Raw genomic sequence first — 20333 nt, 5'->3', positions numbered from 1 at the left:
CCGCTTAGCTACCTATCGCCAGTAAGCTGGCGATAGGCGCCTCGCGCAGATACGGCGCTTAGCTCGATAACGGCCACAAACTGCTGATGTCCAGCACCTCCAGCACCAGCTCAGGTTCGCGTAACGCCAGGCGTGAGATCAACTCATCCGCCGCACTCTGCGGCGTCCAGGCATCCGGCACTGCCTGCACGGAAGTCACCGGCGTCTTCAGCGACTGCGGTGCCACCACGGTCAGGTCGATCCCCTGGTCCTTCAACGCCTGACGCTGCTCACGCGACCACTGCGGCACATTGTTCCAGCCCGCCGACACTTGCGTCGGCGAGTAGAGTTGCAAGGCCGAATAGCGATTGAAAATCGCCATGACCTGTGGCTGATGCCCCTTCGCCAGCAGCGGTTTCGCACTTGCCAGGCAAAATTCGGCAGCCAGCTGGTTACTAATGACGATGGCCTCGAAAAGCTCAGTGTCTGGCATTTCATCAGCCAGATAATCGCTGGTCCCGGCGTTAATGATCAGCACGTCAAGTGAACACCAGGCATGGCATATTTGCTGCGCAGCGCTGTCTGCTTCCCCTTCCTCCTGCAACTGCCAGGGCAGGCGCAACAACTTGCTGCCGTGCCTTGCTGCCAGTGCTTCCAGTTTCTCGCTTCCTTTGCTACTTGCGGCAACGTGATGCCCTTGTTCGAGCAACTGTTCCACCAAGGCCAGGCCTAGTCCGTTGCTGGCCCCCGTAACCCAGAAACTACGCGAGTGATTCAAGATACTGCCCTCTGATCCTGCCGGCGTGGAAGCCCCTTGAAAGCTTCCAGCGCACGTTGGCGGCTACTACTGAGATCGACTATTGGACTGTGATACGAATTATTAGCAAAAAGATCCCCCGACTTCATGGGTTGATGAATGGATTTTTCATCCATATGCCCCAATTCCGGTAGCCAGTGGCGAATGAAGCGACCTTCGGGGTCAAAACGCTGCGACTGGGAGACCGGGTTGAAAATACGGAAATAGGGCACTGCGTCGGTGCCGGTGGAGGCACTCCACTGCCAGCCACCATTGTTGGCAGCCAGATCGCCGTCTATCAGATGACGCATGAAATGGCGTTCGCCCAGGCGCCAGTCGATCAGCAGGTTCTTGCTGAGGAACATGGCGACGATCATGCGCAGGCGGTTGTGCATCCAGCCGGTGTGCAGCAGTTGGCGCATGGCTGCGTCGATGATCGGGAAGCCGGTATGCCCCTGCTGCCAGGCCATGAAGTCGTCCGGTGCATCGCGCCAGGGCAGTGCTTCGGTCTGGGCGCGGAAGGCACGATGCCGGGACACTTGTGGATAACCGGTCAGGATATGTTTGTAGAACTCGCGCCAGAGCAGCTCGTTGATCCACGTCTGGACGCCGCTGCTGCCACTGTCGAACTCACCGCGGTTGCTGGCAAGGGCGGCATGCAAACATTGGCGGGGCGAGATCACGCCTGCGGCCAGGTAGGCTGAAAGCTGGCTGGTGCCTGGCTTGGCCGGGAGGTCGCGCAGGTACCCATAGTCCTCGACCGTTTCATCGAGAAAGAGGGCCAGCCGCGCCTGCGCTTCGTCTTCACCGGCGGGCCACTGTTCACTCAGTGTGCGGGCAGGTTTGTCGAAGCCCTCGATATGCTGCGGGATCGGGTCGCTGGTGATAGCCAGCGGCTGCTGGCGTTTCACCCGTTGGGCCAGTGACGGCAGGCTGCGGTGCAGGTGTTCGAGGCAGACTTTCTTGAACTGGGAGAAGACCTGGAAGTAGTCGCCGCTGCGGGTCAAGATGGTGCCGGGGCGGAAGAACAGCTGGTCGAGGTAGCTGTGGGCACGGACACCGGAATCCTCCAGCAGCTTGCGCGTGGCTGCATCGCGACGTTCTTCGTTGATGCCGTATTCATCGTTCCAGTGCACCGCCTCGATAGCGTGCTGGCGGCAGACTTCGAGCAGTGTGGCCGGAGCCTGGTCCCAAGTGTCGATCTTGCGCACCAGCAGCGGGATATTCAGCCGGTCCAGCGACTGGCGCAGCTGGCGCAGGTTGCGCAGCCAGAAGTCGACCTTGCAGGCAGCGTCGTCGTGGGCCTGCCATTGGCCGGGGCTGGCCAGCCACAAGGCCAAGGTCGGGCCGCGTTCGCAGGCGACGCTGAGGGCGGAGTTGTCATTGATGCGCAGGTCGCTGCGCAGCCAGATCAGTTGCATGGGGTACTCGTCTCTACAAGCCGGCGGACATTGCCTTGCAACACGCGCAAGGCTGCCTGCGGGGTATCGAACAGGAAAAGGTCGGGCAGATCGAAAGCCTGCAGCTGGGACTGGTGCAGGGCGAGGGTGGCGCCGCCCAGCAACTTGGTCGCGGCGATGCCCTGCAAGGTGCGCAGCAAGGCGCTGGCATCGATACGCGGGCCAAGGTGCATCAGTACTGCCCGTGGTTGCAGGGTGATCACGGCGCGTTGCAGCTGCGCGCCACCCACCGGTTGCTCAAACACCTCTACGGGAATGCCGTTGCTGCTCAGCAGCCAGGCGCATAGCCACAGGCTGGGGTCGAACGGGCGCTCGCTGTCTTCACAGAGCAGCACGGCTGGCCCTTGCAACGATTGATTGTCGTGGTACACCCGTGCCCCCAGCTTGCTACGCAGCCAGGTGTGGAAAAACACTTGTTCAAGGCGCGCGTTGAAGTGGCTGCGCCAGCGAACGGCGAGGGATTCCAGCAGCGGCAGCAGCAACTGTTCGCACAGTGTCACGGCGGGGTACAAGGCCATGACCTGGTTCAGTTGCTGATCGAGGCTGCGTTGGGAAAGATGGGCGATGGCTTCGACCAACTGCTGCTGGCGCGGTTGCCAGTCGCCCACCGGCGCCCGCTCTACCGGCTGCTCGAGCAGCTCGCGCACCTGGCCGACCGACGCTCCGCGTTCAAGCCAGGCGAGAATCGCCTGCACCCGCTCGAACTGGTCTTGCCCGTACAAACGATGCCCCTTGGCGGTACGTTGTGGCTTGAGCAGGCCATAGCGGCGTTCCCAGGCGCGCAAGGTGACGGGGTTGACGCCGGTGCGCCGGGCCAGTTCGCCAATCGGCACGAGGGTTTCAGACAGCATTGCGCAGGCCCAAACTGTCGGGGTGTGGCTGCAGGTAAGTCTGTTGCTGCAGATACGGATCAGGATGCTTGCGCAGGTGATGCTTGAGCAGGGTCAGTGGTACCACCAGCGGCACCTCGCCTTGCTGATACTGGTTGATGATGTGCTGCAATTCGGCTTTGTCCTGCTGTGTCAGCGAGTCCTTGAAGTAGCCGCTCAGGTGCTGCAGGACATTGCAGTGGGTGCCCCGGCTGGCGCACCGGCGCAGGGCCTGCATCAGCTGGCTGAAATAGCGGGGGCCGACTTGCTCGGGGTCATCTTCCCGGCTCATGCTGCCCAGCAGGCGGCCAAGCTGGCGATAGGCCTGGGGATTGTTCGCCATCAGCAGGTACTTGTAGCGAGAGTGGAAGCGCACCAGTGCGCCACGGCTCAACCCTTGGGCCAGCAGCTGTTGCCAATCGGCGTAGGCATAGACGCGGCTGATGAAGTTTTCGCGCAGCACCGGGTCGTGCAGGCGGCCTTCTTCCTCGACCGGCAGGTCAGGGCGTCGAGCGCAGAAAGCGGCGGCATAGGCCCCCGTGCCGCCTTGCGGCGCAGGGTGACCGTTGTCCTGATACACCTTGACCCGCTCCAGGCCACAGGAAGGGGACTTCTGCATGAAGATGTAGCCACAGATGTCATCGAGCTCATCGGCCATCTGCTCGCCATAGTTGCGCAGAGGGCCGGTCAGGTCCATGCCTGGGTTGCGCGTGCCGACCACGGCTGGCTGCGCGGGGTCACCCACCAAGCGTATCGGGTCGCGTGGAACGCCCAGGCCAATGGCGACCTCAGGACACACCGGTAGCCAATCGAAATGCGCTTGCAGTTGTTCACGGCACAGTTCGGAGGCCTTGTGCCCGCCGTTATAGCGCACACTATGGCCGGTCAGGCAGGCGCTGATGGCGATACGGGGCTTATGTGCGGGGGCGGAATCCTGCATGGCTGTCTCCGGTAAACTTGTACATGGAAGCGAGCGCGTACAAGTTCATTCCAGCACAGCCAGAAACTTATGCAAACTAGTATTTTTGTATAGTTTTCCCGCGTGATGTCATTCCAGATGTTCCAGCAGCCTTCGCGCGGCTTCCTGGCCACTGAGCCAGGCGCCTTCGACGCGGCCTGACAGGCACCAGTCGCCGCAGGCATACAGGCCTTGGTCGGCATCGGCCAGTGCGCCCCATTCATGATTGCTCGTTGGTCGCGCATACAGCCAGCGGTGGGCCAGGGCAAAGCTCGCTGCCGGTACCACGCAGCCGACGAGTTCAGCGAATTCACCCCACAGATGCTCGATGACTTCTTCCTTAGGCAGGTCGATGTGCTGCTTGCTCCAATCGGAGGTGGCGTGCAGTACCCAGGTGTCGAGGTGATCCTCACGGCCGGGTTTGCTGCGGTTGCGGGCCAGCCAGTCGAGTGCGCTGTCCTGCACGAAGCAGCCTTGCATCGGTGTATCCAGTGGCGTCTGAAAAGCCAGGGCAACAGCCCAGGTCGGCTCCATCTGCACACCGGCCGCCACTGCGGCGAGCTTGGGCGTGGCGGCCAGCAACGGGGTGGCCTGGGGTGCGGGCACGGCAATCACCACGCGGCTGAACGGGCCATGGCTGCAACCTTCGGTGTCCTGCAGGTGCCAGAACTGCTTGCCGCGGAACACCTCGGCGATACGGCAGCCAAAGTTCACCGTGACGTCCTTGAGCAGGCCGCGGGTGATGGCGCTCATGCGTGGCACGCCAACCCAGCGGGTCTGTTCGTCGGGGGAGGGGGTGAGTTCGCCATCACGGTAGTTGTACAGCTGCGGCTTCCACTGCTCGGCCCAGCCGGCGGCTACCCACTGCTGCACCTGTTCGACGAAGCGCCGGTCGCGGGCAGTGAAGTACTGCGCGCCAAGGTCCAGGGCGCCGGCTTCGCTGCGCTTGCTGGCCATGCGCCCGCCACTGCCGTGGCCTTTGTCGAACAAATGGACCGATTGCCCGGCCTTTTGCAGCGCCTGGGCGGCAGACAAGCCGGCGATACCGGCACCGATGATGGCAATAGGTACTGTCATGATGGCCTCTTCGAACCTTGCTGTAGGCAGACTACGCTGTCAGGCAAACCTGTACAATGCACAATCTTTGTATAAGGTTATTCCGCTACATAGGCATGTTGGCCTATGGTTATCCGAGAGCGATGGGTCTGGAAAAGTGCCTTGTTCTTAAAAATAGACCATGGCCGCACGCTGCGAGGACACAGCCATGCATATATTGCTGACAGGTGGTACAGGTTTGATCGGCCAGCATCTTTGCCAGTACTGGCTCGGCAAGGGCCATCGTCTGACCGTGTGGAGCCGGCGCCCTGAACAAGTGCCGCGATTGTGTGGCAGTGGGGTGCGGGGCATTGGCCGTCTGGAGGACCTGGGCGCCGATGAACAGCTGGATGCGGTGGTCAATCTGGCCGGTGCGCCGATCGCCGATCGGCCATGGTCGGCAGCGCGTCGCAACCTGTTGTGGGCCAGCCGAATCACGCTCACCGAGCAACTGCTGGCCTGGCTGGGCAGCCGTGAGCAGCGACCAGAGGTGTTGATTTCCGGTTCCGCCGTGGGCTGGTACGGCGATGGCGGCGAGCGCGAACTCACCGAGGCTTCGCCGCCGGTTCGCGAAGACTTCGCCAGCCAGCTGTGCATCGCCTGGGAAGAAACCGCCCAGCGCGCGCAGCACCTTGGCATTCGCGTGGTACTGGTACGCACCGGGCTGGTACTGGCCAGTGACGGCGGCTTCTTGTCGCGCCTGCGCCTGCCGTTCAAGCTGGGGCTGGGCGGGCCGTTGGGTGATGGCCGGCAATGGATGCCGTGGGTGCACATCGACGACCAGATCGCCCTGATTGATTTTCTCTTGCAGCACAAGGATGCCAGCGGTCCTTATAATGCCTGCGCGCCAGAGCCGGTACGCAACCGTGACTTCGCCAGGCAGCTGGGGCGTGCCCTGCACCGGCCAGCGTTTGTGCCCATGCCCAGCCTGCTGCTCAAGGCCGGCCTCGGCGAGTTATCGACTTTGCTGCTTGGCGGCCAGCGAGCACGCCCGGTGCGCTTGCTGGCGGCAGGCTTCACTTTCCGCTTCAACGATTTGCAATCGGCCCTGGGCAACCTGTCCAGCCGCCTCTGACATAGGACGCTGCATGACCGATCACGCTCTGCTGCTGGTCAATCTGGGTTCCCCGGCCTCCACTTCGGTGGCCGATGTGCGCCGCTACCTCAACCAGTTCCTCATGGACCCCTATGTGATCGACCTGCCATGGCCGGTGCGGCGTCTGCTGGTGTCGCTGATCCTGGTCAAGCGGCCGGAGCAGTCGGCGCACGCCTACGCCTCGATCTGGTGGGATGAAGGCTCGCCCCTGGTAGTGCTGACCCGGCGCCTGCGGGCGGCGATGGTCGAGCACTGGCCACACGGCCCGGTGGAAGTTGCCATGCGCTACGGTGAGCCGGCGTTGCCCGAGGTGCTGGCGCGCCTGGCTGCACAAGGTGTGCGCAAGGTAACCCTGGCGCCGCTTTATCCACAGTTTGCCGACAGCACGGTGACCACGGTGGTGGCACAGGCACAACAGACTGTCGCCGAGCGGCACTTGCCGCTGGAGCTGCGGGTGCTGCAACCGTTCTACGATCATGCGGCGTATATCGATGCCCTGGCCGCCAGTGCCAAACCGTATCTGCAACAGGATTACGACCACCTGCTGCTGAGCTTCCACGGCCTGCCTGAGCGCCATCTGAAGAAGCTCGACCCGACCGGCAAGCATGACTTCCAGGCGGCAGACTGCTGCAAGGATGCCAGCGCCGAGATGCGCGCGGTGTGCTACCGCGGGCAATGCCTGGCGACGGCCAAGGCCTTCGCGACGAAGATGGGCATTGCGGACGGCAAGTGGTCGGTGTCGTTCCAGTCGCGACTGGGGCGGGCCAAATGGATCGAGCCCTACACCGAGACGCGCCTGGATGGGCTGGCCAAGGCAGGGGTGAAGAAACTGCTGGTGATGTGCCCGGCGTTCGTTGCCGATTGCATCGAGACGCTGGAAGAGATCGGCATGCGTGGCAGCGAGCAGTTTATCGAGGCGGGCGGCAAGGAGTTGGTGCTGGTGCCGTGCCTGAATGATCACCCGGAGTGGGCGAAGGTGTTGGCGGGGATGTGCGAGAAGGTCTGAATTGAGGGGGCCGCTTTGCGGCCCCTTCGCGACACAAGGCCGCTCCTACACATCCAGCTTCTTGTGCTTCCAGCCGTCATTGCCTGGCAGGATCAGGTTCAGGGCAATGGCCACGATGGCGCACAGGGCAATTCCCTTCAGGCCCCAATCGTCCGGGCCGTCGCCGCTACCGATCAGCACGCCGCCGATACCGAACACCAGAGTTACCGAAACAATCACCAGGTTGCGCGCTTCGGCCAGGTCGATCTTGTGGCGGATCATGGTGTTCATGCCCACCGCCGCGATCGAACCGAACAGCAGGCACAGGATGCCCCCCATCACCGGTACCGGGATGCTCTGCAGCAGCGCGCCGAACTTGCCGATGAAGGCCAGGGTGATGGCAAAGACTGCCGCCCAGGTCATGATTTTCGGGTTGTAGTTCTTGGTCAGCATCACCGCGCCGGTCACTTCGGCGTAGGTGGTGTTGGGCGGGCCGCCGAACAGGCCGGCTGCGGTGGTGGCAAGGCCGTCACCCAGCAAGGTGCGGTGCAGGCCGGGCTTCTTCAGGTAGTCGCGGCCGGTTACGCTGCCGACTGCAATCACCCCGCCGATGTGTTCGATCGCTGGCGCCAGAGCGACCGGGACGATGAACAGGATGGCCTGCCAGTTGAATGCTGGGGCGGTGAAATTGGGGATTTCCAGCCACGGAGCGGCGGCGATCTTGGCGGTGTCGACCACGCCAAAGGCGAACGACAGGGCAAAGCCTACCAGCACGCCCGAGATGATCGGTACCAGGCGGAAAATACCTTTGCCGAACACGGCGACGATCAAGGTCGTCAGCAAGGCCGGCATGGAGATCAGCATTGCAGTCTTGTAAGGCATCAGCGCTGTGCCATCACCGGCCTTGCCCATCGCCATGTTGGCGGCGATCGGGGCCATGGCCAGGCCGATGGAAATGATCACCGGGCCGATCACCACGGGCGGCAGCATGCGGTCGATGAAGCCGGTGCCCTTGATCTTCACCATCAGGCCCATGAAGGTGTACACGAAACCTGCGGCCATTACGCCGCCCATGGTCTCGGCCAGGCCGAACTGGCCCTTGGCGAGGATGATCGGGGTGATGAAGGCAAAGCTCGAAGCCAGGAACACCGGAACCTGGCGACCGGTGACCAGCTGGAACAGCAGGGTGCCGATACCGGCGGTGAACAACGCCACGTTCGGGTCGAGGCCGGTGATCAGCGGCATCAGCACCAGCGCGCCGAATGCCACGAAGAGCATCTGCGCGCCCGAAACGACCTGGCGCCAGAGCGGGTCGTTGAAGCCGTCCTGCATGGTCAGGCGTCCTTCTGCTTGGTGCCGAAGATCTTGTCACCGGCATCGCCCAGGCCTGGGACGATGTAGCCATGCTCGTTCAGGCGCTGGTCGATCGACGCGGTGTAGATCTGGACGTCCGGGTGGGCTTTTTCCACCACCTCGATGCCTTCTGGCGCAGCGACCAGCACCATGGCGCGGATCTCCTTGCAACCGGCCTTCTTCAACAGGTCGATGGTGGCGACCATCGAACCGCCGGTGGCGAGCATCGGGTCGATGATCAGGGCCAGGCGCTGGTTGATGTCCGGTGCGAGCTTTTCCAGGTAGGTGTGCGCTTCGAGGGTTTCCTCGTTGCGGGCAACTCCGACGGCGCTGACCTTGGCGCCCGGGATCAGGCTGAGCACGCCGTCGAGCATGCCGATACCGGCGCGCAGGATCGGTACCACGGTGATCTTCTTGCCGGCGATTTTTTCAACTTGCACCTTGCCGCACCAGCCGTCGATCTCGTAGGTTTCGAGGGGCAGGTCCTGGGTGGCTTCGTAGGTCAGTAGCGCGCCGACTTCCTGGGCGAGTTCGCGAAAATTCTTGGTGCTGATGTCGGCACGGCGCATCAGGCCGAGCTTGTGGCGGATCAGCGGGTGGCGGATCTCACGAGTAGGCATAGGGGGCTCCGAAAGGCGGGCAAAAAAACCGCGCTAGATTAATCTATTCAGCCTTTGCTGTCGTGCAGTCCTTTTGCACGTTAGTCCATAAATGCTTGATCTGTGACGAGCGGATGCGTACCTTTGCCCGCTTTTCCAAAATGCACCCCCCGGAGAGCGCCATGTCCGCCGATCTCGAGCACATCCGTCAAGTCATGCGCGAGGCAGACTGCCTGTACAACGAAGCCGAAGTCGAAGTGGCCATCGCCAAGGTCGGCGAGCAGATCTGCAAGGACCTGCACGACACCAACCCAGTGGTGTTCTGCGTGATGAACGGCGGCCTGATCTTTGCCGGCAAACTGCTGACCCACCTGCAGTTCCCGCTGGAGGTCTCGTACATCCATGCCACCCGTTACCGCAACCAGACCAGTGGTGGCGAGTTGTTCTGGAAGGCCAAGCCGGAAGTGTCGTTCATCGACCGCGACGTGCTGATCGTCGATGACATCCTCGACGAAGGCCACACCCTCAGCGCCATCATCGAGTTCTGCAAGCATGCCGGCGCACGCGCCGTACACACCGCTGTGCTGATCGACAAGGACCACGACCGCAAGGCCAGCCCGGGCCTTAAGGCCAGCTACGCCGGCCTGCCCTGCATCGATCGCTATATCTTCGGTTACGGAATGGACTATAAAGGCTATTGGCGTAACGCAAACGGCATTTTCGCGGTCAAAGGACTGTAACCATGAGCCAGCCTGCATTCATCGATCAAACGTTGTTTACCGGGCTGGCGCAGAAAGCCGCCGATGCGCCGCGTCTGCGGCACCATCACAACTTCCATGCCATGGAAGACCCTTGCCATCGACTGGCAATCGGCTTGCAGCCCTCGACCTACATCGCACCGCACCGGCACTTGAGTGACGACAAGGCCGAAACCTTGCTGGTGCTCAAGGGCCGACTCGGGCTGTTGTTGTTCGATGAGCAGGGCGCGCTGTCCAGCACACGCATCCTCGAAGCCGGTGGCGAGTGCATGGGCGTGGACCTGCCGCCGGGCATCTATCATGGCCTGGTGGCGCTCGACGCCAACAGCATCATGTTCGAGTGCAAGGCCGGCCCTTATCGCCAGTTGGTCGAAGGTGAACATGCGCCCTGGGCGCCCCGTGAAGGTGAAGCCGGCTCGGCTGAATACCAGGCCTGGATGCTCGCACGGTTCGATTGAGGCCTGCCGTTGCCTGCATGCTAGAGTGCTCCTTCATGCCAAGGAGCCTCACATGCGTGCGATTCTTCCCCTGCTATTGGCGGTGAGCTTACCCCTCGCAGCCGCGCCGTTGCACAGTCAGTTCCTCCCGCCCGATGACCAGTCCCTGCGCCAGGAAGCGCCAACTGGCCAGCAATTGCTGCAAGTCACCGACTACTCGGTGGTCGTGGGTGCCCAGCGCCAATCCGACCAGCAGCCGATCCCGATCACCGCTTCGCTGCAGATGCGCCTGAAGGGCAAGCCGCTGAGCAAGGGCGCGACGATCAGCCAGGTGCTGCTGAATTTCGACGGTGAGGCCGGCAAAAGCCTCAAGAAGCCGGTGTACGACGACAAGACCCGCACCCTGAGCCTCAATTACCCAGTCAGTGACTACCGGGTGATCATGGACCTGCTGCGCAATGAGACGGTCTATGTGCAGTTCCTGACCTACGCCAATGGCCACATCTGGGCCGACCTGCACACCGGCACCGTACGTTCGCGTTGAGGCGTGCCGCCTGTGGGGGGTAAACTGCCGGCCTTCGAAATTCCATGATGGTCAGTTGGAGCCGGCAATGCGTAAAGACAAGAAGCAGGTGATTGGTGACGAAATCAGTGACGACTACATCAAGTCGTTCCTCCAGTTTGAGCCGGCCGACGGCGTGACCTCGCCTTCGCACCACAAGCTGATCAAAGGCTACCGCGGCCTGCGCGTCGATGACTTCGAGCGCTTCGTGGGCTTCTTCGTCGAGGCTGGCCTGGACCTGGATGGCAAGGACGAGCACGGCAAGACCTTCGTCGAAGTGATTGCCGACCAGCGCAATGCGCCAGAGTACGTCGAGATCATCGCCAAGGCCCGCGGCTGATAAAGCCCAGGCACAAAAAAACGCCCCGAGGGGCGTTTTTTCGTTTCAGGCCGGCTCAGGCGTAATGCTTAGCCGGGCTGTCTTCCACCAGTTCCAGCGCTACATCGTTGTCGGCACTGATCTTGCGGTACAGAGCTGCATCGGTGGCCAAGGCCTTCTCGCGGGCCGGGAAGATTTCCTTGAGCTTGGCAGCCCAGGCACCTTTGGCCTGCTCGGGGAAGCAGCGCTCGATCAGTTCGAGCATGATCGACACGGTTACCGAAGCACCTGGCGAGGCGCCGAGCAGTGCTGCCAGGCTGCCGTCCTGTGCCGAGACCAGCTCGGTGCCGAACTGCAGGATGCCACCTTTCTTCGGGTCCTTCTTGATGATCTGCACGCGTTGGCCAGCCACTTCCAGGCGCCAGTCTTCAGCTTTGGCCTGCGGGTAGAAGCGGCGCAGGGACTCCAGGCGCTGTTCCATCGACTGCATCACTTCGCTGACCAGGTACTTGGTCAGGTCCATGTTGTCGCGGGCCACGGCCAGCATCGGGCCGATGTTGCCCATGCGCACCGACAGCGGCAGGTCCATCAACGAGCCGTGCTTGAGGAACTTGGTGGTGAACCCGGCGTAAGGGCCGAACAGCAGCGAAGTCTTGCCGTCCACCACGCGGGTGTCCAGGTGTGGCACCGACATCGGCGGTGCGCCGACCGCAGCCTGGCTGTACACCTTGGCCTGATGTTGCTTGACGATTTCCGGGTTGTCGCAACGCAGCCACTGGCCGCTCACCGGGAAGCCGCCGAAGCCTTTGCTTTCCGGGATGCCGGACAGTTGCAGCAGTGGCAGCGCCGCGCCACCGGCACCCAGGAACACGAAGCGGGCATCGACTTCGCGGGTACCGCCGCTGTTGACGTCCTTGATGCTCACGGTCCAGCCGCTGCCGTTACGGCGCAAGCCGACGACTTTCTTGCTGTACTTGACCTGCGCGTCTGCGCTGTCGCCCAGCACCTTGAGCAGCTTGTTGGTCAGTGCCCCGAAGTTGACGTCGGTGCCTTTGGCCACGCGGGTTGCGGCGATGTGCTGGTCGGCCGGGCGGCCTGGCATCATCAGCGGCATCCACTGGTTCATCACGGCCTTGTCTTCGGTGTACTCCATCTCGGCGAAGGCGTGATGCTGCTTGAGCATCTCGAAACGCTTCTTGAGGAAGGACACACCCTTGTCACCTTCGACGTAGCTCAGGTGCGGGACCGGGTTGATGAATGCACGTGCCGAGCCGAAGGTGCTCTTCTTGCTCAGGTAAGCCCAGAACTGGCGCGAGACCTCGAACTGGGTGTTGATGTGCACGGCCTTCTTGATGTCGATGCTGCCATCGGCGGCCTGAGGCGTGTAGTTCAGCTCGCACAGGCCGGCGTGGCCGGTGCCTGCGTTGTTCCAGGGGTTGGAGCTTTCCGCGGCTCCGGAGTCCATTGCCTCGACGACCTCAAGCTTCAGGGTCGGGTCAAGCTCCTTGAGCAGTACGGCCAGGGTGGCACTCATGATGCCCGCGCCTACCAGTACCACATCAACCGATTCGTTCTGCGCCATTTAACGCGTCTCCACAATCTACAGCTACCTAATTGACAGCATAGGACCACTGGGGTTGCCAGGATCGCCATGTCCGACTCTTCGCAGTTCTTGCCACTTCCGCGGACACCGCCAATCAGTCTTTGGGTTGCGATATTGAACCCTGATTGCCACGGGTGCGGCAATTCGACTTATGGTCAAGGTGTCGTGGGTGCGCTAAGGAACGACCTCAGGCACTCATCCGAAATGAGCGCATCAGCCGCCTGTTCAGGGCTGTTCGGGACACATCTGCCGCTTTTGCACATGCCAGACTGTTCATTTGCTCGCCACACTCTTGTGAAGTAGTGAAAACCGTTTTTTCACGCTCTTTTGGAGACGTGAACCTCAAAAGGGGACTGCGCGATGGCAACCCACAGGTTCATGCAGTGCGAAGGGCCGGAAAAGCAGGCACGACAGCCGATGCAAGACCTGAGTGGAAGGCTCTCTGTGGGCGAAGCGGGTGAAGGTGCCGGGGTCAATCGGCGAGTGCGGGGCCCGATCAGGAGACGTCCTTATAATCGGGGGGAGATTATAACGATGTCGCGGGCAGAAAGGTCGTAATTCGTGGTTTTTATTGCAGCGTTTGTCAGGCTGCGAGGATGCGCTGGTGCCAACGGCGGCTTGCGCGGGCGCAAACCCGGGCATCGGCGGGCAGTTCACGGCCTAGCCAGGCCAGCTGGATTTCGCCGATCTGCACCCATCCGCTACCGCTGGGTGCCTGGCTGCATTGCTTGAAGGCCAGGCATTTGCCTTCGCCGTCGAGGCGGGCGTAGGCATTGTGGCGCGGGCGTTGGCAGAGCAGTGTCCAGAGCGAAGCCATGGCGATGCGTCCTGTGCGTTTGGGCTTGGCGCAAGGATAAGGGCATGGCCATGAAACGATTGTGACAAGCGGGCCGGGGCGATGACTGGTCGGTGCCTGGCTGGGTATACTGTGGGCCTTTGCCGCATCTTCTGGAGAAACGCGCATGTTGCAACGTCTGTTGTTCGGTTTGATTGCCGTAGCCAGCCTCAGCCTGGTCGGTTGTGCCCACAGCCCGCAACAACTCAGCCCGCAACCCACGCTCAAGGCTCAGCTCGCACCGGTCGGCCACGGCCAGCCGGTGGTGGTCAAGGTGGTCGACGGGCGTGCTTCGCAGTCCCTGGGCACCCGTGGTGGCATGTACCCTGAAACCAGCACCATCAGCGTCAGTGGCAATGATGTCGTGCCCAAGCTGCAGGCCCAGGCCGAAGCTGCCGTGCGCCTGCTTGGCTTCACCCCGACGCCTAACGCCTACAACGCACCGCAGCTGACCGTGACCCTGGCCGAGCTGAAGTACCAGTCGCCGAAGGACAACCTGTATGTGACCGAAGCCACCATCGGCGCCACCTTCCGTGCCGATGTGCAGAATGCCAGCCGCCGTTACAGCGGCCGCTACGGTGCTTCGCTGGACCAGCGCTTCGGCATGGCGCCGAACCAGGACACCAACACCCAGCTGGTGGGCGATGTGCTGAGCGATGCACTGACCCGCCTGTTCAAAGACCCGACCATCGGTCAGGTGCTGGGCGAGTAAGCCTCACGCTGCAAACGAAAAACCCGCTACCTGAACGCCAGGTAGCGGGTTTTTTGTTGTCTGCGCCCACCTAGGCGGCTTCGATGTGGAAATCCAGCAAGCTGACGCCGGTGCTTGCATCCACCTCGGGCAAGTCCTCGTGCACATGCCCACCCAGCGCGCAGTACACCAGCCACTGGCGGTCCTGGACATTGATGGCGAAACCATCGATCAACGCCTGCTGCTCATCGCTCTGAGCCACGAGATAGAGACGGTCCTGGTTTTCGGCGTGCAGCATCAACAAGCTCCGGTACGGGAAAAGGCCGATAGAGTGGCCTGCCCTGATGACGAGCATGTGACAGATGAAATCAAGTGACACTTTGTCGCCCAGACCGGGCGGGCGGGTCGGACTCCGGTAGAATGCCGGGCTTCGCTGTGGCTATGACCGAGGTTGCGTGATGTCGTTGCAAGTGCTCTGGGGCTTTCTTTCCGCCCACCCTACCAAGCTGATCAATCTGCTGGCGCTGTTGCTGACCTGCCCAGGCGGGTTGCTGCTGCAGAGTGCGCGGCGGCGTGAGGTGACCAGCCGTGAGAGCCTGGCAGTGGAAGAGGGGCCGGTGGATGCCTTCGACCGGCGCGTGCCGCGCTACTACTACATCCTCGGGTTTTCCTGCCTGGCGATGGCGCTGCTGCTGTCCTGGTTCAGCACCTGGATCTGAAACGCTTGGGGCCGCATTGCGGCCCCAAGAAGATTGATCAGGCGACAGGTGCCTGCTGCTTGACCTGATACTGGTTGCGCACCGGCGTCGCATACTGCAACACCAGGTACGGCCGCTGCTCTTCGGGGCAGGCATCCAGGCGGCGCTGCCACTCTTCCCTGGCCTTGGCCAGCTCTTCGGCCGGAAACACCTTCTCGGCGCTCGGCACCTGCAGGGCCTCGTCCTTCTCGCTCCACATCGCATAGGCCAGATAATGCACCGGGAACAGGCGGTAGCCGCCGAGGATCTGCCGGTCGGTTTCCTGTGCCAGCTGCTTGGTGTCCTCGTAGTACTCGGTCACCGGCGGGGCGAAGTGGATGTGCACCCGGCCTTTGTAGCCGGTGATGCCCTTGGCGATGCTGTTGTCGTCCTCGCCCGATGCCTTCTTGTAGGTGCCGGTGGTGGCGCGGATGTACAGCTCGCGGGCCTTGGCCTGGTCGCAGGGGTCGTACTCGTAGCTGATCGACACCGGGATCAGGTTCAGGCTCTGGATCACCGCGCCGAACGGCTCGTCCTTGCGGCTCATGTGGAACATCTTGAGGATCGCCGAATCGGTACGGTCATCACCGTCCTTGGCGCGCCCTTCGGCCTGGGCGATCCAGATCGACGCGCCGTCATTGCGGATCGAGTGGTTGATGTACGCCGAAAGCAACTGGTAGGCCGCGAGTTTTTCGCGGCGGCCACTGATCGAGCGGTGCACGATGAAGCTCTTGTTCAGGCGCATCATGTCGCTGACGAACGGCTTCTGCAGCAGGTTGTCGCCGATGGCGATGCGTGGAGTCGGCAGGCCAGCGTGGTACACCGCGTAGTTGACGAAGGCCGGGTCCATGACGATGTCGCGGTGGTTGGCCAGGAACAGATAGGCAGTGCCCGACTTGAGCTGTTCGACGCCGGAGTAGGTGACGCCGTCGGTGGCGCGCTCGATGGTCTGGTCGACGTAGTACTCGACTTTGTCCTGCAGGGTCGACACGCAGGTGACACCGGAAAATTCCTTGCGCAGGCGCCGGGCGATCAGCGGCTTGAGCAGCCAGCCGAGGGCGCCGGCCGCGCGCGGGAACTTGAAGTGGGTGAGGATATCGAGGAATGCCGGGTCGCTGAGCAGGCGTGCCAGAACGGCAGGGACCTCAGCATCGTCGTACGGTCGGATGGCATCGAATTCGCCCATCATGCTCTCTTGTTGGAAACGGCTAGGGTAATAAGGTAAGGGGTGGGGCCCGAAAAACGGCTCGGGCACACGCAAGCCCTGTAAACAGACCGGCAATTATACGCACAAGTCACCCCGGAGGCCGCGATGCTCGAACAAGCGTTCTACGATTGCCCTTATTGTGGTGAGGAAGTCGAAACGACGGTGGACCTGTCCGGGGGCGACCAGGAGTACATCGAGGACTGCCAGGTGTGCTGCAAGCCTATCCGCTTCGTGCTGCAGGTTCATGGCGACGAATGGATGCTGGATGTCTACGGTGAGAACGACTGATGCGGCGAATCTACGAACCGGAAAACCTGCTGGAGGCCGAAATGCTGGTGGGCATGCTCGTCAGCGAGGGTGTCGAAGTGCACCTGGTCGGCCGCGACCTTATCGGCGCTGTCGGTGAGTTGCCGTTGCAGGGGCTGCTCGGGCTCGCGGTGCCTGACCAACAGGCCGAATACGCACGGCAACTGATCGATGCGTACAATGGTGCAGAGCCGCTCGCCGGCGACGAGCCGGAGAGTCATCCCGGTACCTTGATCTGCTAGGTTCTTAAATCGCCCATGTGTGGACGTTACGCCCTGTTTCGCTGGCCCCAGGCGCTGGCCAGCCTGCCGGGCTTCCCTGCCGGCCAGCCGGCCCAATGGAATATCTCGCCCGGTGCTTCGGTGCTGATCCAGCGCCAGCTCGACGGCCAGCAGCAGCTGGCCAAGGCGCGTTGGGGGCTGACCCCCGCCTGGCTCACCGATCTTTCGCGCACCCCCGCCCATGCCCGGGCCGAGACCTTGGCCGAGCAGCCGATGTTCCGCGAAGCGTTTCGCCTGCGCCGTTGCCTGATGCCGGCCAACGGTTTCTATGAGTGGCGCGGCACGGTGCGTAAACGGCCTTACTGGCTGACGCCTGGGGAGGGCGCCTCGCTGTATTTTGCCGCCGTATGGGAGGCCTACCCGGTGCAGGACCAGGTGTGGTTGAGCTGTGCAGTGGTGACCCAGGCCGCGATGAACCAGCGCCGGCCTCTGATTCTCGACGAAGCCGGTCGGGCCGCCTGGCTGGACCCGGACACACCGTTGCCGCGCTTGCACGAGTTGCTCGCCAGCCCGCCAGCGACGCTACGCGAGCGGGCCCTGGCGAACTTCGTCAACGACCCGAAACTGGACGCGCCGGAGTGCCTGACCCCCGCTTGAGTAAAATCTTCCCTGTGGCTATGGCGGGTTACGGGCGACTCAGCCTAGGATACGGCGCATGTAATAAGGGAGTGTTTCGATGCGTAAGTCTTTTGTCGTCAGCCTGTTGAGTGCTGGCATCCTGCTGGCCGGCTGCCAAGCGGTGAATACCACCAGTGGCGGTGCTGTCGGCGTCGAGCGCCAGCAGTACATGTTCAGCATGCTCTCGACCGATGAGGTCAACCAGATGTACGCCCAGTCGTACCAGCAGACCCTCGGCGAGGCGTCGAGCAAGGGCGTGCTGGACAAGTCCAGTGCCGATGCCAAGCGCGTGCAGGTCATCGCCAGCCGGTTGATCGCCCAGGCACCCAAGTTCCGCCCCGATGCCGCGCAATGGAACTGGGAAGTCAACGTCATCAAGAGCGACGAGCTCAATGCCAACTGCGGGCCGGGCGGCAAGATCATCGTGTACACCGGGCTGATCGACCAGCTCAAGCTCACCGATGCGGAAATCGCCGCAGTGGTCGGCCACGAAATCGCCCACGCCTTGCGCGAGCACAGCCGTGAAGCGATGTCCAAGGCCTATGGCGTGCAGATGGCGCGCCAGGGCGCAGGTGCATTGCTTGGCCTTGGCCAGGACAGCATGGCGCTGGCCGACGCCGTGGTGAACTACTCCATGACCCTGCCCAACAGCCGCGCCAACGAGAACGAAGCCGACCTGATTGGCCTGGAGCTGTCGGCGCGTGCCGGTTATGACCCGAATGCCGCGATTACCTTGTGGAACAAGATGAGCAAGGCTTCGGAAGGTGCACCGCCCGAGTTCATGAGCACTCACCCGGCGTCCAGCAGCCGGATCGCCTCGTTGCAGGCGGCGATTCCGAAGGTGATGCCGCTGTACGAAGCCGCCCAGAAGTAAAACCGATGGGGCCGCTTTGCGGCCCTTTCGCGTTACCCAACCCAGCCACTGGTCTTCATCGCCGAGTACACGGCCACGATCGCCAGCACGAAGAACGCGGTCGCTGCCAGGCGACGAATCAGCGTCAGTGGCAGTTTCTCCGCAGCGAAGTTACCCGCCAGCACCACCGGCACATTGGCAATCAGCATGCCCAGGGTCGTCCCGACGATGACCAGGATCAGGTGTGGATACTGGGCAGCCAGCATTACCGTAGCGACCTGGGTCTTGTCACCGATTTCAGCCAGGAAGAAGGCGATCAGCGTGGTCAGGAACGGGCCAAAGCGGCGGGCCGGGTTCTCGTCATCGTCCATCTTGTCGGGTACCAGGGTCCACAGCGCGGTGGCGGTGAAGCTGGCGGCAAGAATCCAGTGCAACACCGACTCGGTGAAGAAACTGCCGACCCAGGCACCTACGGCACCGGCTGCGGCATGGTTGGCCAAGGTGGCGGCAATGATGCCGGCGATGATTGGCCAAGGCTTGCGGAAGCGTGCGGCGAGGATGAGCGCGAGCAATTGCGTCTTGTCGCCGATTTCGGCCAAGGCAACGATTGCGGTGGGGATCAACAGAGATTCCAGCATCAGGATTCCTACGGGGGCGGGTCGACACGGCTATGACACGTACAGCCTTCCCGCCCCGGGTAAGGTGTGCGTGTCATAGGTCTTGTCAAACCGAGGACCTGTCTGTGCAGGTCGCTGGGTCGCACGCGCCATGGCCTGTGGGCCAAGTATGTTGACGCGTACCGGGCGAGCAGGGCGCTCGCGGGAGACTACTCCCCTAGGACGGAGCGGATTCTGCCTAGCCGAAACCTTTTCGGCAAGCCCTGTTTTTATCAGCGTGTGGCGCGATAGATGCGGAAGCCATCGGCCTCGGCACAGGTCTGGCAATTGCCCAGGGCACCTTCGATCAGTGGCTGGTAGCGCAGGAAGCTATTAGCCACAAGGCGCATTTCGCCACCTTTTCGCAGATGTTGGCCGGATTTTTTCAGCAGGTTTTCCGACGCCTGATAGTTGGTGTGCACCCCGGTGTGGAACGGTGGGTTGCTCAGGATCAGGCTCAGGTCGGCGGGCGCGGCATCAATGCCATCGCCGCTGATGACTTCGCCTTCCAGGCTGTTGGCCGCCAGGGTCAGGCGGCTGGCTGCCACGGCGAAGGCGTCGACATCCAGCAGGGTGACCCGGCTCTGTGGATAACGACGCTTGACCGTGGCACCGAGCACGCCAGCGCCGCAGCCGAAGTCGAGCACATGGCCGACCGGCAGGTTGTCCAGGTGCTTGAGCAACAGGGCAGTGCCGCGGTCGAGGCGGCCATGGCTGAATACCCCCGGCAGGCTCACAACCTGCAGTGGGCCATCTTCGAGTTCGAGGGTGAAGCGCTCGGCCAGGCTCTCCAGCGGTTTGGCTTGCGGGGCGTTGTCCACAGTCACCTGCCACAGCTGGCAATGCCGCGCGCTGTCCAGCTTGCGCGGCTTGCCGAAAGCCTGCAGCTGTTTGGCCGCGCCTTCGATGCCGCCACGCTTTTCACCCACCAGGTACAGTTCGCGGCCCGCCAGGCGCGAAGCGAGGGCATTGAGCAGGTAGGCCGCCAGCTCGCGGGACTTGGGCAGGAACAGCACGGCCGTCTCGAAATCGACCGGCGGCACGTCGACGCCGTAGTGGCTGCGCCCGCTGAAGCGGCTGTCGAGCATGGCCTGGTCACCGGCATGCCAGGCCCAGCCATGGGCCTGGGGCAATTGCCCGAGCAGGCCGTCGGCGGGGGCGCCGGCGAGCAGCAGCGGGCCCTGGAACAGCTCTGCCTGGCGGAGCAACACTTCACTGCGCGGGTCCATGGACGACGCCTCCTGAAAAAAGTGGCGCAGTGTAGCAGAGCCGGGCGTGGG

At 62.6% G+C, this 20333-nt stretch carries 25 protein-coding genes and 1 riboswitch; of the genes, 12 read left to right on the top strand and 13 right to left on the bottom strand.

The window, feature by feature from the left end:
• Positions 1-58 precede the first annotated feature (58 nt).
• From C2H86_RS07885 to C2H86_RS07865, 5 genes are all read right to left on the bottom strand, one after another.
• The gene (locus C2H86_RS07885) at positions 59-757 is read right to left on the bottom strand and encodes an SDR family oxidoreductase (RefSeq protein ID WP_159412119.1); all 699 of its coding nucleotides are present in this window, start codon (positions 755-757) and stop codon (positions 59-61) included.
• Positions 754-2196 (bottom strand): deoxyribodipyrimidine photo-lyase, encoded by a 1443-nt coding sequence (phrB, locus tag C2H86_RS07880; RefSeq protein ID WP_159412118.1) that lies wholly within the window; start codon positions 2194-2196, stop codon positions 754-756. The genes C2H86_RS07885 and phrB overlap by 4 nt, the downstream gene beginning before the upstream one ends.
• Positions 2187-3086, bottom strand: a complete 900-nt coding sequence (locus C2H86_RS07875; protein WP_159412117.1) for a MerR family transcriptional regulator — start codon at positions 3084-3086, stop codon at positions 2187-2189. Before C2H86_RS07875 ends, phrB begins: the two co-directional genes overlap by 10 nt.
• Positions 3076-4044 (bottom strand): YbgA family protein, encoded by a 969-nt coding sequence (locus tag C2H86_RS07870; RefSeq protein WP_159412116.1) that lies wholly within the window; start codon positions 4042-4044, stop codon positions 3076-3078. Before C2H86_RS07870 ends, C2H86_RS07875 begins: the two co-directional genes overlap by 11 nt.
• Positions 4045-4152: 108 nt before the next feature.
• On the bottom strand, positions 4153-5139 hold the full coding sequence (locus C2H86_RS07865) for an NAD(P)/FAD-dependent oxidoreductase (RefSeq protein ID WP_159412115.1): 987 nt from the start codon (positions 5137-5139) through the stop codon (positions 4153-4155).
• Positions 5140-5326: 187 nt separating this feature from the next.
• On the opposite strand from C2H86_RS07865, the gene C2H86_RS07860 reads away from it, so the two are divergent.
• Together C2H86_RS07860 and hemH are read left to right on the top strand one after the other, a co-directional pair.
• Positions 5327-6232, top strand: a complete 906-nt coding sequence (locus tag C2H86_RS07860) for a TIGR01777 family oxidoreductase (RefSeq protein WP_159412114.1) — start codon at positions 5327-5329, stop codon at positions 6230-6232.
• Positions 6233-6245: 13 nt separating this feature from the next.
• Positions 6246-7259: a ferrochelatase gene (gene hemH, locus C2H86_RS07855; RefSeq protein WP_159412113.1), complete on the top strand. Its 1014-nt coding sequence runs from the start codon at positions 6246-6248 to the stop codon at positions 7257-7259.
• A gap of 45 nt (positions 7260-7304) precedes the next feature.
• Here hemH and C2H86_RS07850 read toward each other — a convergent pair whose 3' ends face one another.
• Positions 7305-8570 carry a uracil-xanthine permease family protein gene (locus C2H86_RS07850; protein WP_103445700.1) on the bottom strand — a complete coding sequence of 422 codons (1266 nt, stop codon included), beginning with the start codon at positions 8568-8570 and terminating at the stop codon, positions 7305-7307.
• A gap of 2 nt (positions 8571-8572) precedes the next feature.
• Entirely contained in the window at positions 8573-9211 is a 639-nt protein-coding gene (gene upp, locus C2H86_RS07845) for a uracil phosphoribosyltransferase (RefSeq protein WP_011532223.1), read from the bottom strand.
• A gap of 161 nt (positions 9212-9372) precedes the next feature.
• Between upp and C2H86_RS07840 the strand changes: the two genes are divergently transcribed.
• From C2H86_RS07840 to C2H86_RS07825, 4 genes are all read left to right on the top strand, one after another.
• Positions 9373-9930 (top strand): hypoxanthine-guanine phosphoribosyltransferase, encoded by a 558-nt coding sequence (locus C2H86_RS07840; protein ID WP_159412112.1) that lies wholly within the window; start codon positions 9373-9375, stop codon positions 9928-9930.
• Positions 9931-9932: 2 nt separating this feature from the next.
• Positions 9933-10406: a WbuC family cupin fold metalloprotein gene (locus tag C2H86_RS07835; protein WP_159412111.1), complete on the top strand. Its 474-nt coding sequence runs from the start codon at positions 9933-9935 to the stop codon at positions 10404-10406.
• Positions 10407-10458: 52 nt separating this feature from the next.
• The gene (locus C2H86_RS07830) at positions 10459-10929 is read left to right on the top strand and encodes a hypothetical protein (RefSeq protein ID WP_110638426.1); all 471 of its coding nucleotides are present in this window, start codon (positions 10459-10461) and stop codon (positions 10927-10929) included.
• Positions 10930-10996: 67 nt separating this feature from the next.
• Positions 10997-11287: a PA4642 family protein gene (locus C2H86_RS07825; RefSeq protein ID WP_027918322.1), complete on the top strand. Its 291-nt coding sequence runs from the start codon at positions 10997-10999 to the stop codon at positions 11285-11287.
• A gap of 55 nt (positions 11288-11342) precedes the next feature.
• Here the strand turns inward: C2H86_RS07825 and mqo are convergent, their stop codons facing one another.
• Complete coding sequence (gene mqo, locus C2H86_RS07820; protein ID WP_159412110.1) at positions 11343-12848, bottom strand: malate dehydrogenase (quinone); 1506 nt, start codon at positions 12846-12848, stop codon at positions 11343-11345.
• Between the two features lie 604 nt (positions 12849-13452).
• Positions 13453-13686 carry a hypothetical protein gene (locus C2H86_RS07815; RefSeq protein WP_159412109.1) on the bottom strand — a complete coding sequence of 78 codons (234 nt, stop codon included), beginning with the start codon at positions 13684-13686 and terminating at the stop codon, positions 13453-13455.
• A gap of 145 nt (positions 13687-13831) precedes the next feature.
• On the opposite strand from C2H86_RS07815, the gene C2H86_RS07810 reads away from it, so the two are divergent.
• Entirely contained in the window at positions 13832-14416 is a 585-nt protein-coding gene (locus tag C2H86_RS07810) for a YajG family lipoprotein (RefSeq protein WP_054887481.1), read from the top strand.
• Between the two features lie 70 nt (positions 14417-14486).
• Here C2H86_RS07810 and C2H86_RS07805 read toward each other — a convergent pair whose 3' ends face one another.
• Positions 14487-14693 carry a hypothetical protein gene (locus C2H86_RS07805; protein WP_060484531.1) on the bottom strand — a complete coding sequence of 69 codons (207 nt, stop codon included), beginning with the start codon at positions 14691-14693 and terminating at the stop codon, positions 14487-14489.
• 160 nt (positions 14694-14853) lie between these two features.
• On the opposite strand from C2H86_RS07805, the gene C2H86_RS07800 reads away from it, so the two are divergent.
• On the top strand, positions 14854-15114 hold the full coding sequence (locus tag C2H86_RS07800; RefSeq protein WP_159412108.1) for a hypothetical protein: 261 nt from the start codon (positions 14854-14856) through the stop codon (positions 15112-15114).
• A 37-nt stretch (positions 15115-15151) separates the two neighbouring features.
• On the opposite strand, the gene C2H86_RS07795 is transcribed toward C2H86_RS07800, so the two are convergent.
• The gene (locus tag C2H86_RS07795; protein ID WP_159412107.1) at positions 15152-16321 is read right to left on the bottom strand and encodes a 1-acyl-sn-glycerol-3-phosphate acyltransferase; all 1170 of its coding nucleotides are present in this window, start codon (positions 16319-16321) and stop codon (positions 15152-15154) included.
• 123 nt (positions 16322-16444) lie between these two features.
• On the opposite strand from C2H86_RS07795, the gene C2H86_RS07790 reads away from it, so the two are divergent.
• From C2H86_RS07790 to C2H86_RS07775, 4 genes are all read left to right on the top strand, one after another.
• Positions 16445-16627: a CPXCG motif-containing cysteine-rich protein gene (locus C2H86_RS07790; RefSeq protein WP_027918329.1), complete on the top strand. Its 183-nt coding sequence runs from the start codon at positions 16445-16447 to the stop codon at positions 16625-16627.
• A complete protein-coding gene (locus C2H86_RS07785) occupies positions 16627-16887 on the top strand; it encodes a putative signal transducing protein (protein ID WP_159412106.1) in 261 nt (86 codons plus the stop codon). The genes C2H86_RS07790 and C2H86_RS07785 overlap by 1 nt, the downstream gene beginning before the upstream one ends.
• A 15-nt stretch (positions 16888-16902) precedes the next feature.
• Positions 16903-17523, top strand: a complete 621-nt coding sequence (locus C2H86_RS07780; RefSeq protein WP_159412105.1) for an SOS response-associated peptidase — start codon at positions 16903-16905, stop codon at positions 17521-17523.
• A gap of 79 nt (positions 17524-17602) precedes the next feature.
• Complete coding sequence (locus tag C2H86_RS07775; protein ID WP_159412104.1) at positions 17603-18418, top strand: M48 family metallopeptidase; 816 nt, start codon at positions 17603-17605, stop codon at positions 18416-18418.
• 32 nt (positions 18419-18450) lie between these two features.
• Here the strand turns inward: C2H86_RS07775 and C2H86_RS07770 are convergent, their stop codons facing one another.
• Both C2H86_RS07770 and C2H86_RS07765 read right to left on the bottom strand, forming a co-directional pair.
• Entirely contained in the window at positions 18451-19032 is a 582-nt protein-coding gene (locus tag C2H86_RS07770) for a TMEM165/GDT1 family protein (protein ID WP_205524617.1), read from the bottom strand.
• 90 nt (positions 19033-19122) lie between these two features.
• A riboswitch (yybP-ykoY riboswitch) is annotated at positions 19123-19245 on the bottom strand.
• 41 nt (positions 19246-19286) lie between these two features.
• Entirely contained in the window at positions 19287-20282 is a 996-nt protein-coding gene (locus C2H86_RS07765) for a class I SAM-dependent methyltransferase (RefSeq protein WP_159412102.1), read from the bottom strand.
• Between the last annotated feature and the right edge of the window lie 51 nt (positions 20283-20333).

The sequence above is a fragment of the Pseudomonas putida genome (assembly GCF_009883635.2).
Taxonomy (GTDB): domain Bacteria; phylum Pseudomonadota; class Gammaproteobacteria; order Pseudomonadales; family Pseudomonadaceae; genus Aquipseudomonas; species Aquipseudomonas putida_W.
This window is presented reverse-complemented; position numbering and strand designations above follow the sequence as displayed.

What these genes read in the sequence shown, in the direction of transcription:
- phrB (WP_159412118.1), bottom strand. Translation starts at nt 2,196, where the DNA reads ATGCAACTGATCTGGCTGCGCAGCGACCTGCGCATCAATGACAACTCC.
- C2H86_RS07875 (WP_159412117.1), bottom strand. Translation starts at nt 3,086, where the DNA reads ATGCTGTCTGAAACCCTCGTGCCGATTGGCGAACTGGCCCGGCGCACC.
- C2H86_RS07870 (WP_159412116.1), bottom strand. Translation starts at nt 4,044, where the DNA reads ATGCAGGATTCCGCCCCCGCACATAAGCCCCGTATCGCCATCAGCGCC.
- C2H86_RS07865 (WP_159412115.1), bottom strand. Translation starts at nt 5,139, where the DNA reads ATGACAGTACCTATTGCCATCATCGGTGCCGGTATCGCCGGCTTGTCT.
- C2H86_RS07860 (WP_159412114.1), top strand. Translation starts at nt 5,327, where the DNA reads ATGCATATATTGCTGACAGGTGGTACAGGTTTGATCGGCCAGCATCTT.
- hemH (WP_159412113.1), top strand. Translation starts at nt 6,246, where the DNA reads ATGACCGATCACGCTCTGCTGCTGGTCAATCTGGGTTCCCCGGCCTCC.
- C2H86_RS07850 (WP_103445700.1), bottom strand. Translation starts at nt 8,570, where the DNA reads ATGCAGGACGGCTTCAACGACCCGCTCTGGCGCCAGGTCGTTTCGGGC.
- upp (WP_011532223.1), bottom strand. Translation starts at nt 9,211, where the DNA reads ATGCCTACTCGTGAGATCCGCCACCCGCTGATCCGCCACAAGCTCGGC.
- C2H86_RS07840 (WP_159412112.1), top strand. Translation starts at nt 9,373, where the DNA reads ATGTCCGCCGATCTCGAGCACATCCGTCAAGTCATGCGCGAGGCAGAC.
- C2H86_RS07835 (WP_159412111.1), top strand. Translation starts at nt 9,933, where the DNA reads ATGAGCCAGCCTGCATTCATCGATCAAACGTTGTTTACCGGGCTGGCG.
- C2H86_RS07830 (WP_110638426.1), top strand. Translation starts at nt 10,459, where the DNA reads ATGCGTGCGATTCTTCCCCTGCTATTGGCGGTGAGCTTACCCCTCGCA.
- C2H86_RS07825 (WP_027918322.1), top strand. Translation starts at nt 10,997, where the DNA reads ATGCGTAAAGACAAGAAGCAGGTGATTGGTGACGAAATCAGTGACGAC.
- mqo (WP_159412110.1), bottom strand. Translation starts at nt 12,848, where the DNA reads ATGGCGCAGAACGAATCGGTTGATGTGGTACTGGTAGGCGCGGGCATC.
- C2H86_RS07815 (WP_159412109.1), bottom strand. Translation starts at nt 13,686, where the DNA reads ATGGCTTCGCTCTGGACACTGCTCTGCCAACGCCCGCGCCACAATGCC.
- C2H86_RS07810 (WP_054887481.1), top strand. Translation starts at nt 13,832, where the DNA reads ATGTTGCAACGTCTGTTGTTCGGTTTGATTGCCGTAGCCAGCCTCAGC.
- C2H86_RS07805 (WP_060484531.1), bottom strand. Translation starts at nt 14,693, where the DNA reads ATGCTGCACGCCGAAAACCAGGACCGTCTCTATCTCGTGGCTCAGAGC.
- C2H86_RS07800 (WP_159412108.1), top strand. Translation starts at nt 14,854, where the DNA reads ATGTCGTTGCAAGTGCTCTGGGGCTTTCTTTCCGCCCACCCTACCAAG.
- C2H86_RS07795 (WP_159412107.1), bottom strand. Translation starts at nt 16,321, where the DNA reads ATGATGGGCGAATTCGATGCCATCCGACCGTACGACGATGCTGAGGTC.
- C2H86_RS07790 (WP_027918329.1), top strand. Translation starts at nt 16,445, where the DNA reads ATGCTCGAACAAGCGTTCTACGATTGCCCTTATTGTGGTGAGGAAGTC.
- C2H86_RS07785 (WP_159412106.1), top strand. Translation starts at nt 16,627, where the DNA reads ATGCGGCGAATCTACGAACCGGAAAACCTGCTGGAGGCCGAAATGCTG.
- C2H86_RS07780 (WP_159412105.1), top strand. Translation starts at nt 16,903, where the DNA reads ATGTGTGGACGTTACGCCCTGTTTCGCTGGCCCCAGGCGCTGGCCAGC.
- C2H86_RS07775 (WP_159412104.1), top strand. Translation starts at nt 17,603, where the DNA reads ATGCGTAAGTCTTTTGTCGTCAGCCTGTTGAGTGCTGGCATCCTGCTG.
- C2H86_RS07765 (WP_159412102.1), bottom strand. Translation starts at nt 20,282, where the DNA reads ATGGACCCGCGCAGTGAAGTGTTGCTCCGCCAGGCAGAGCTGTTCCAG.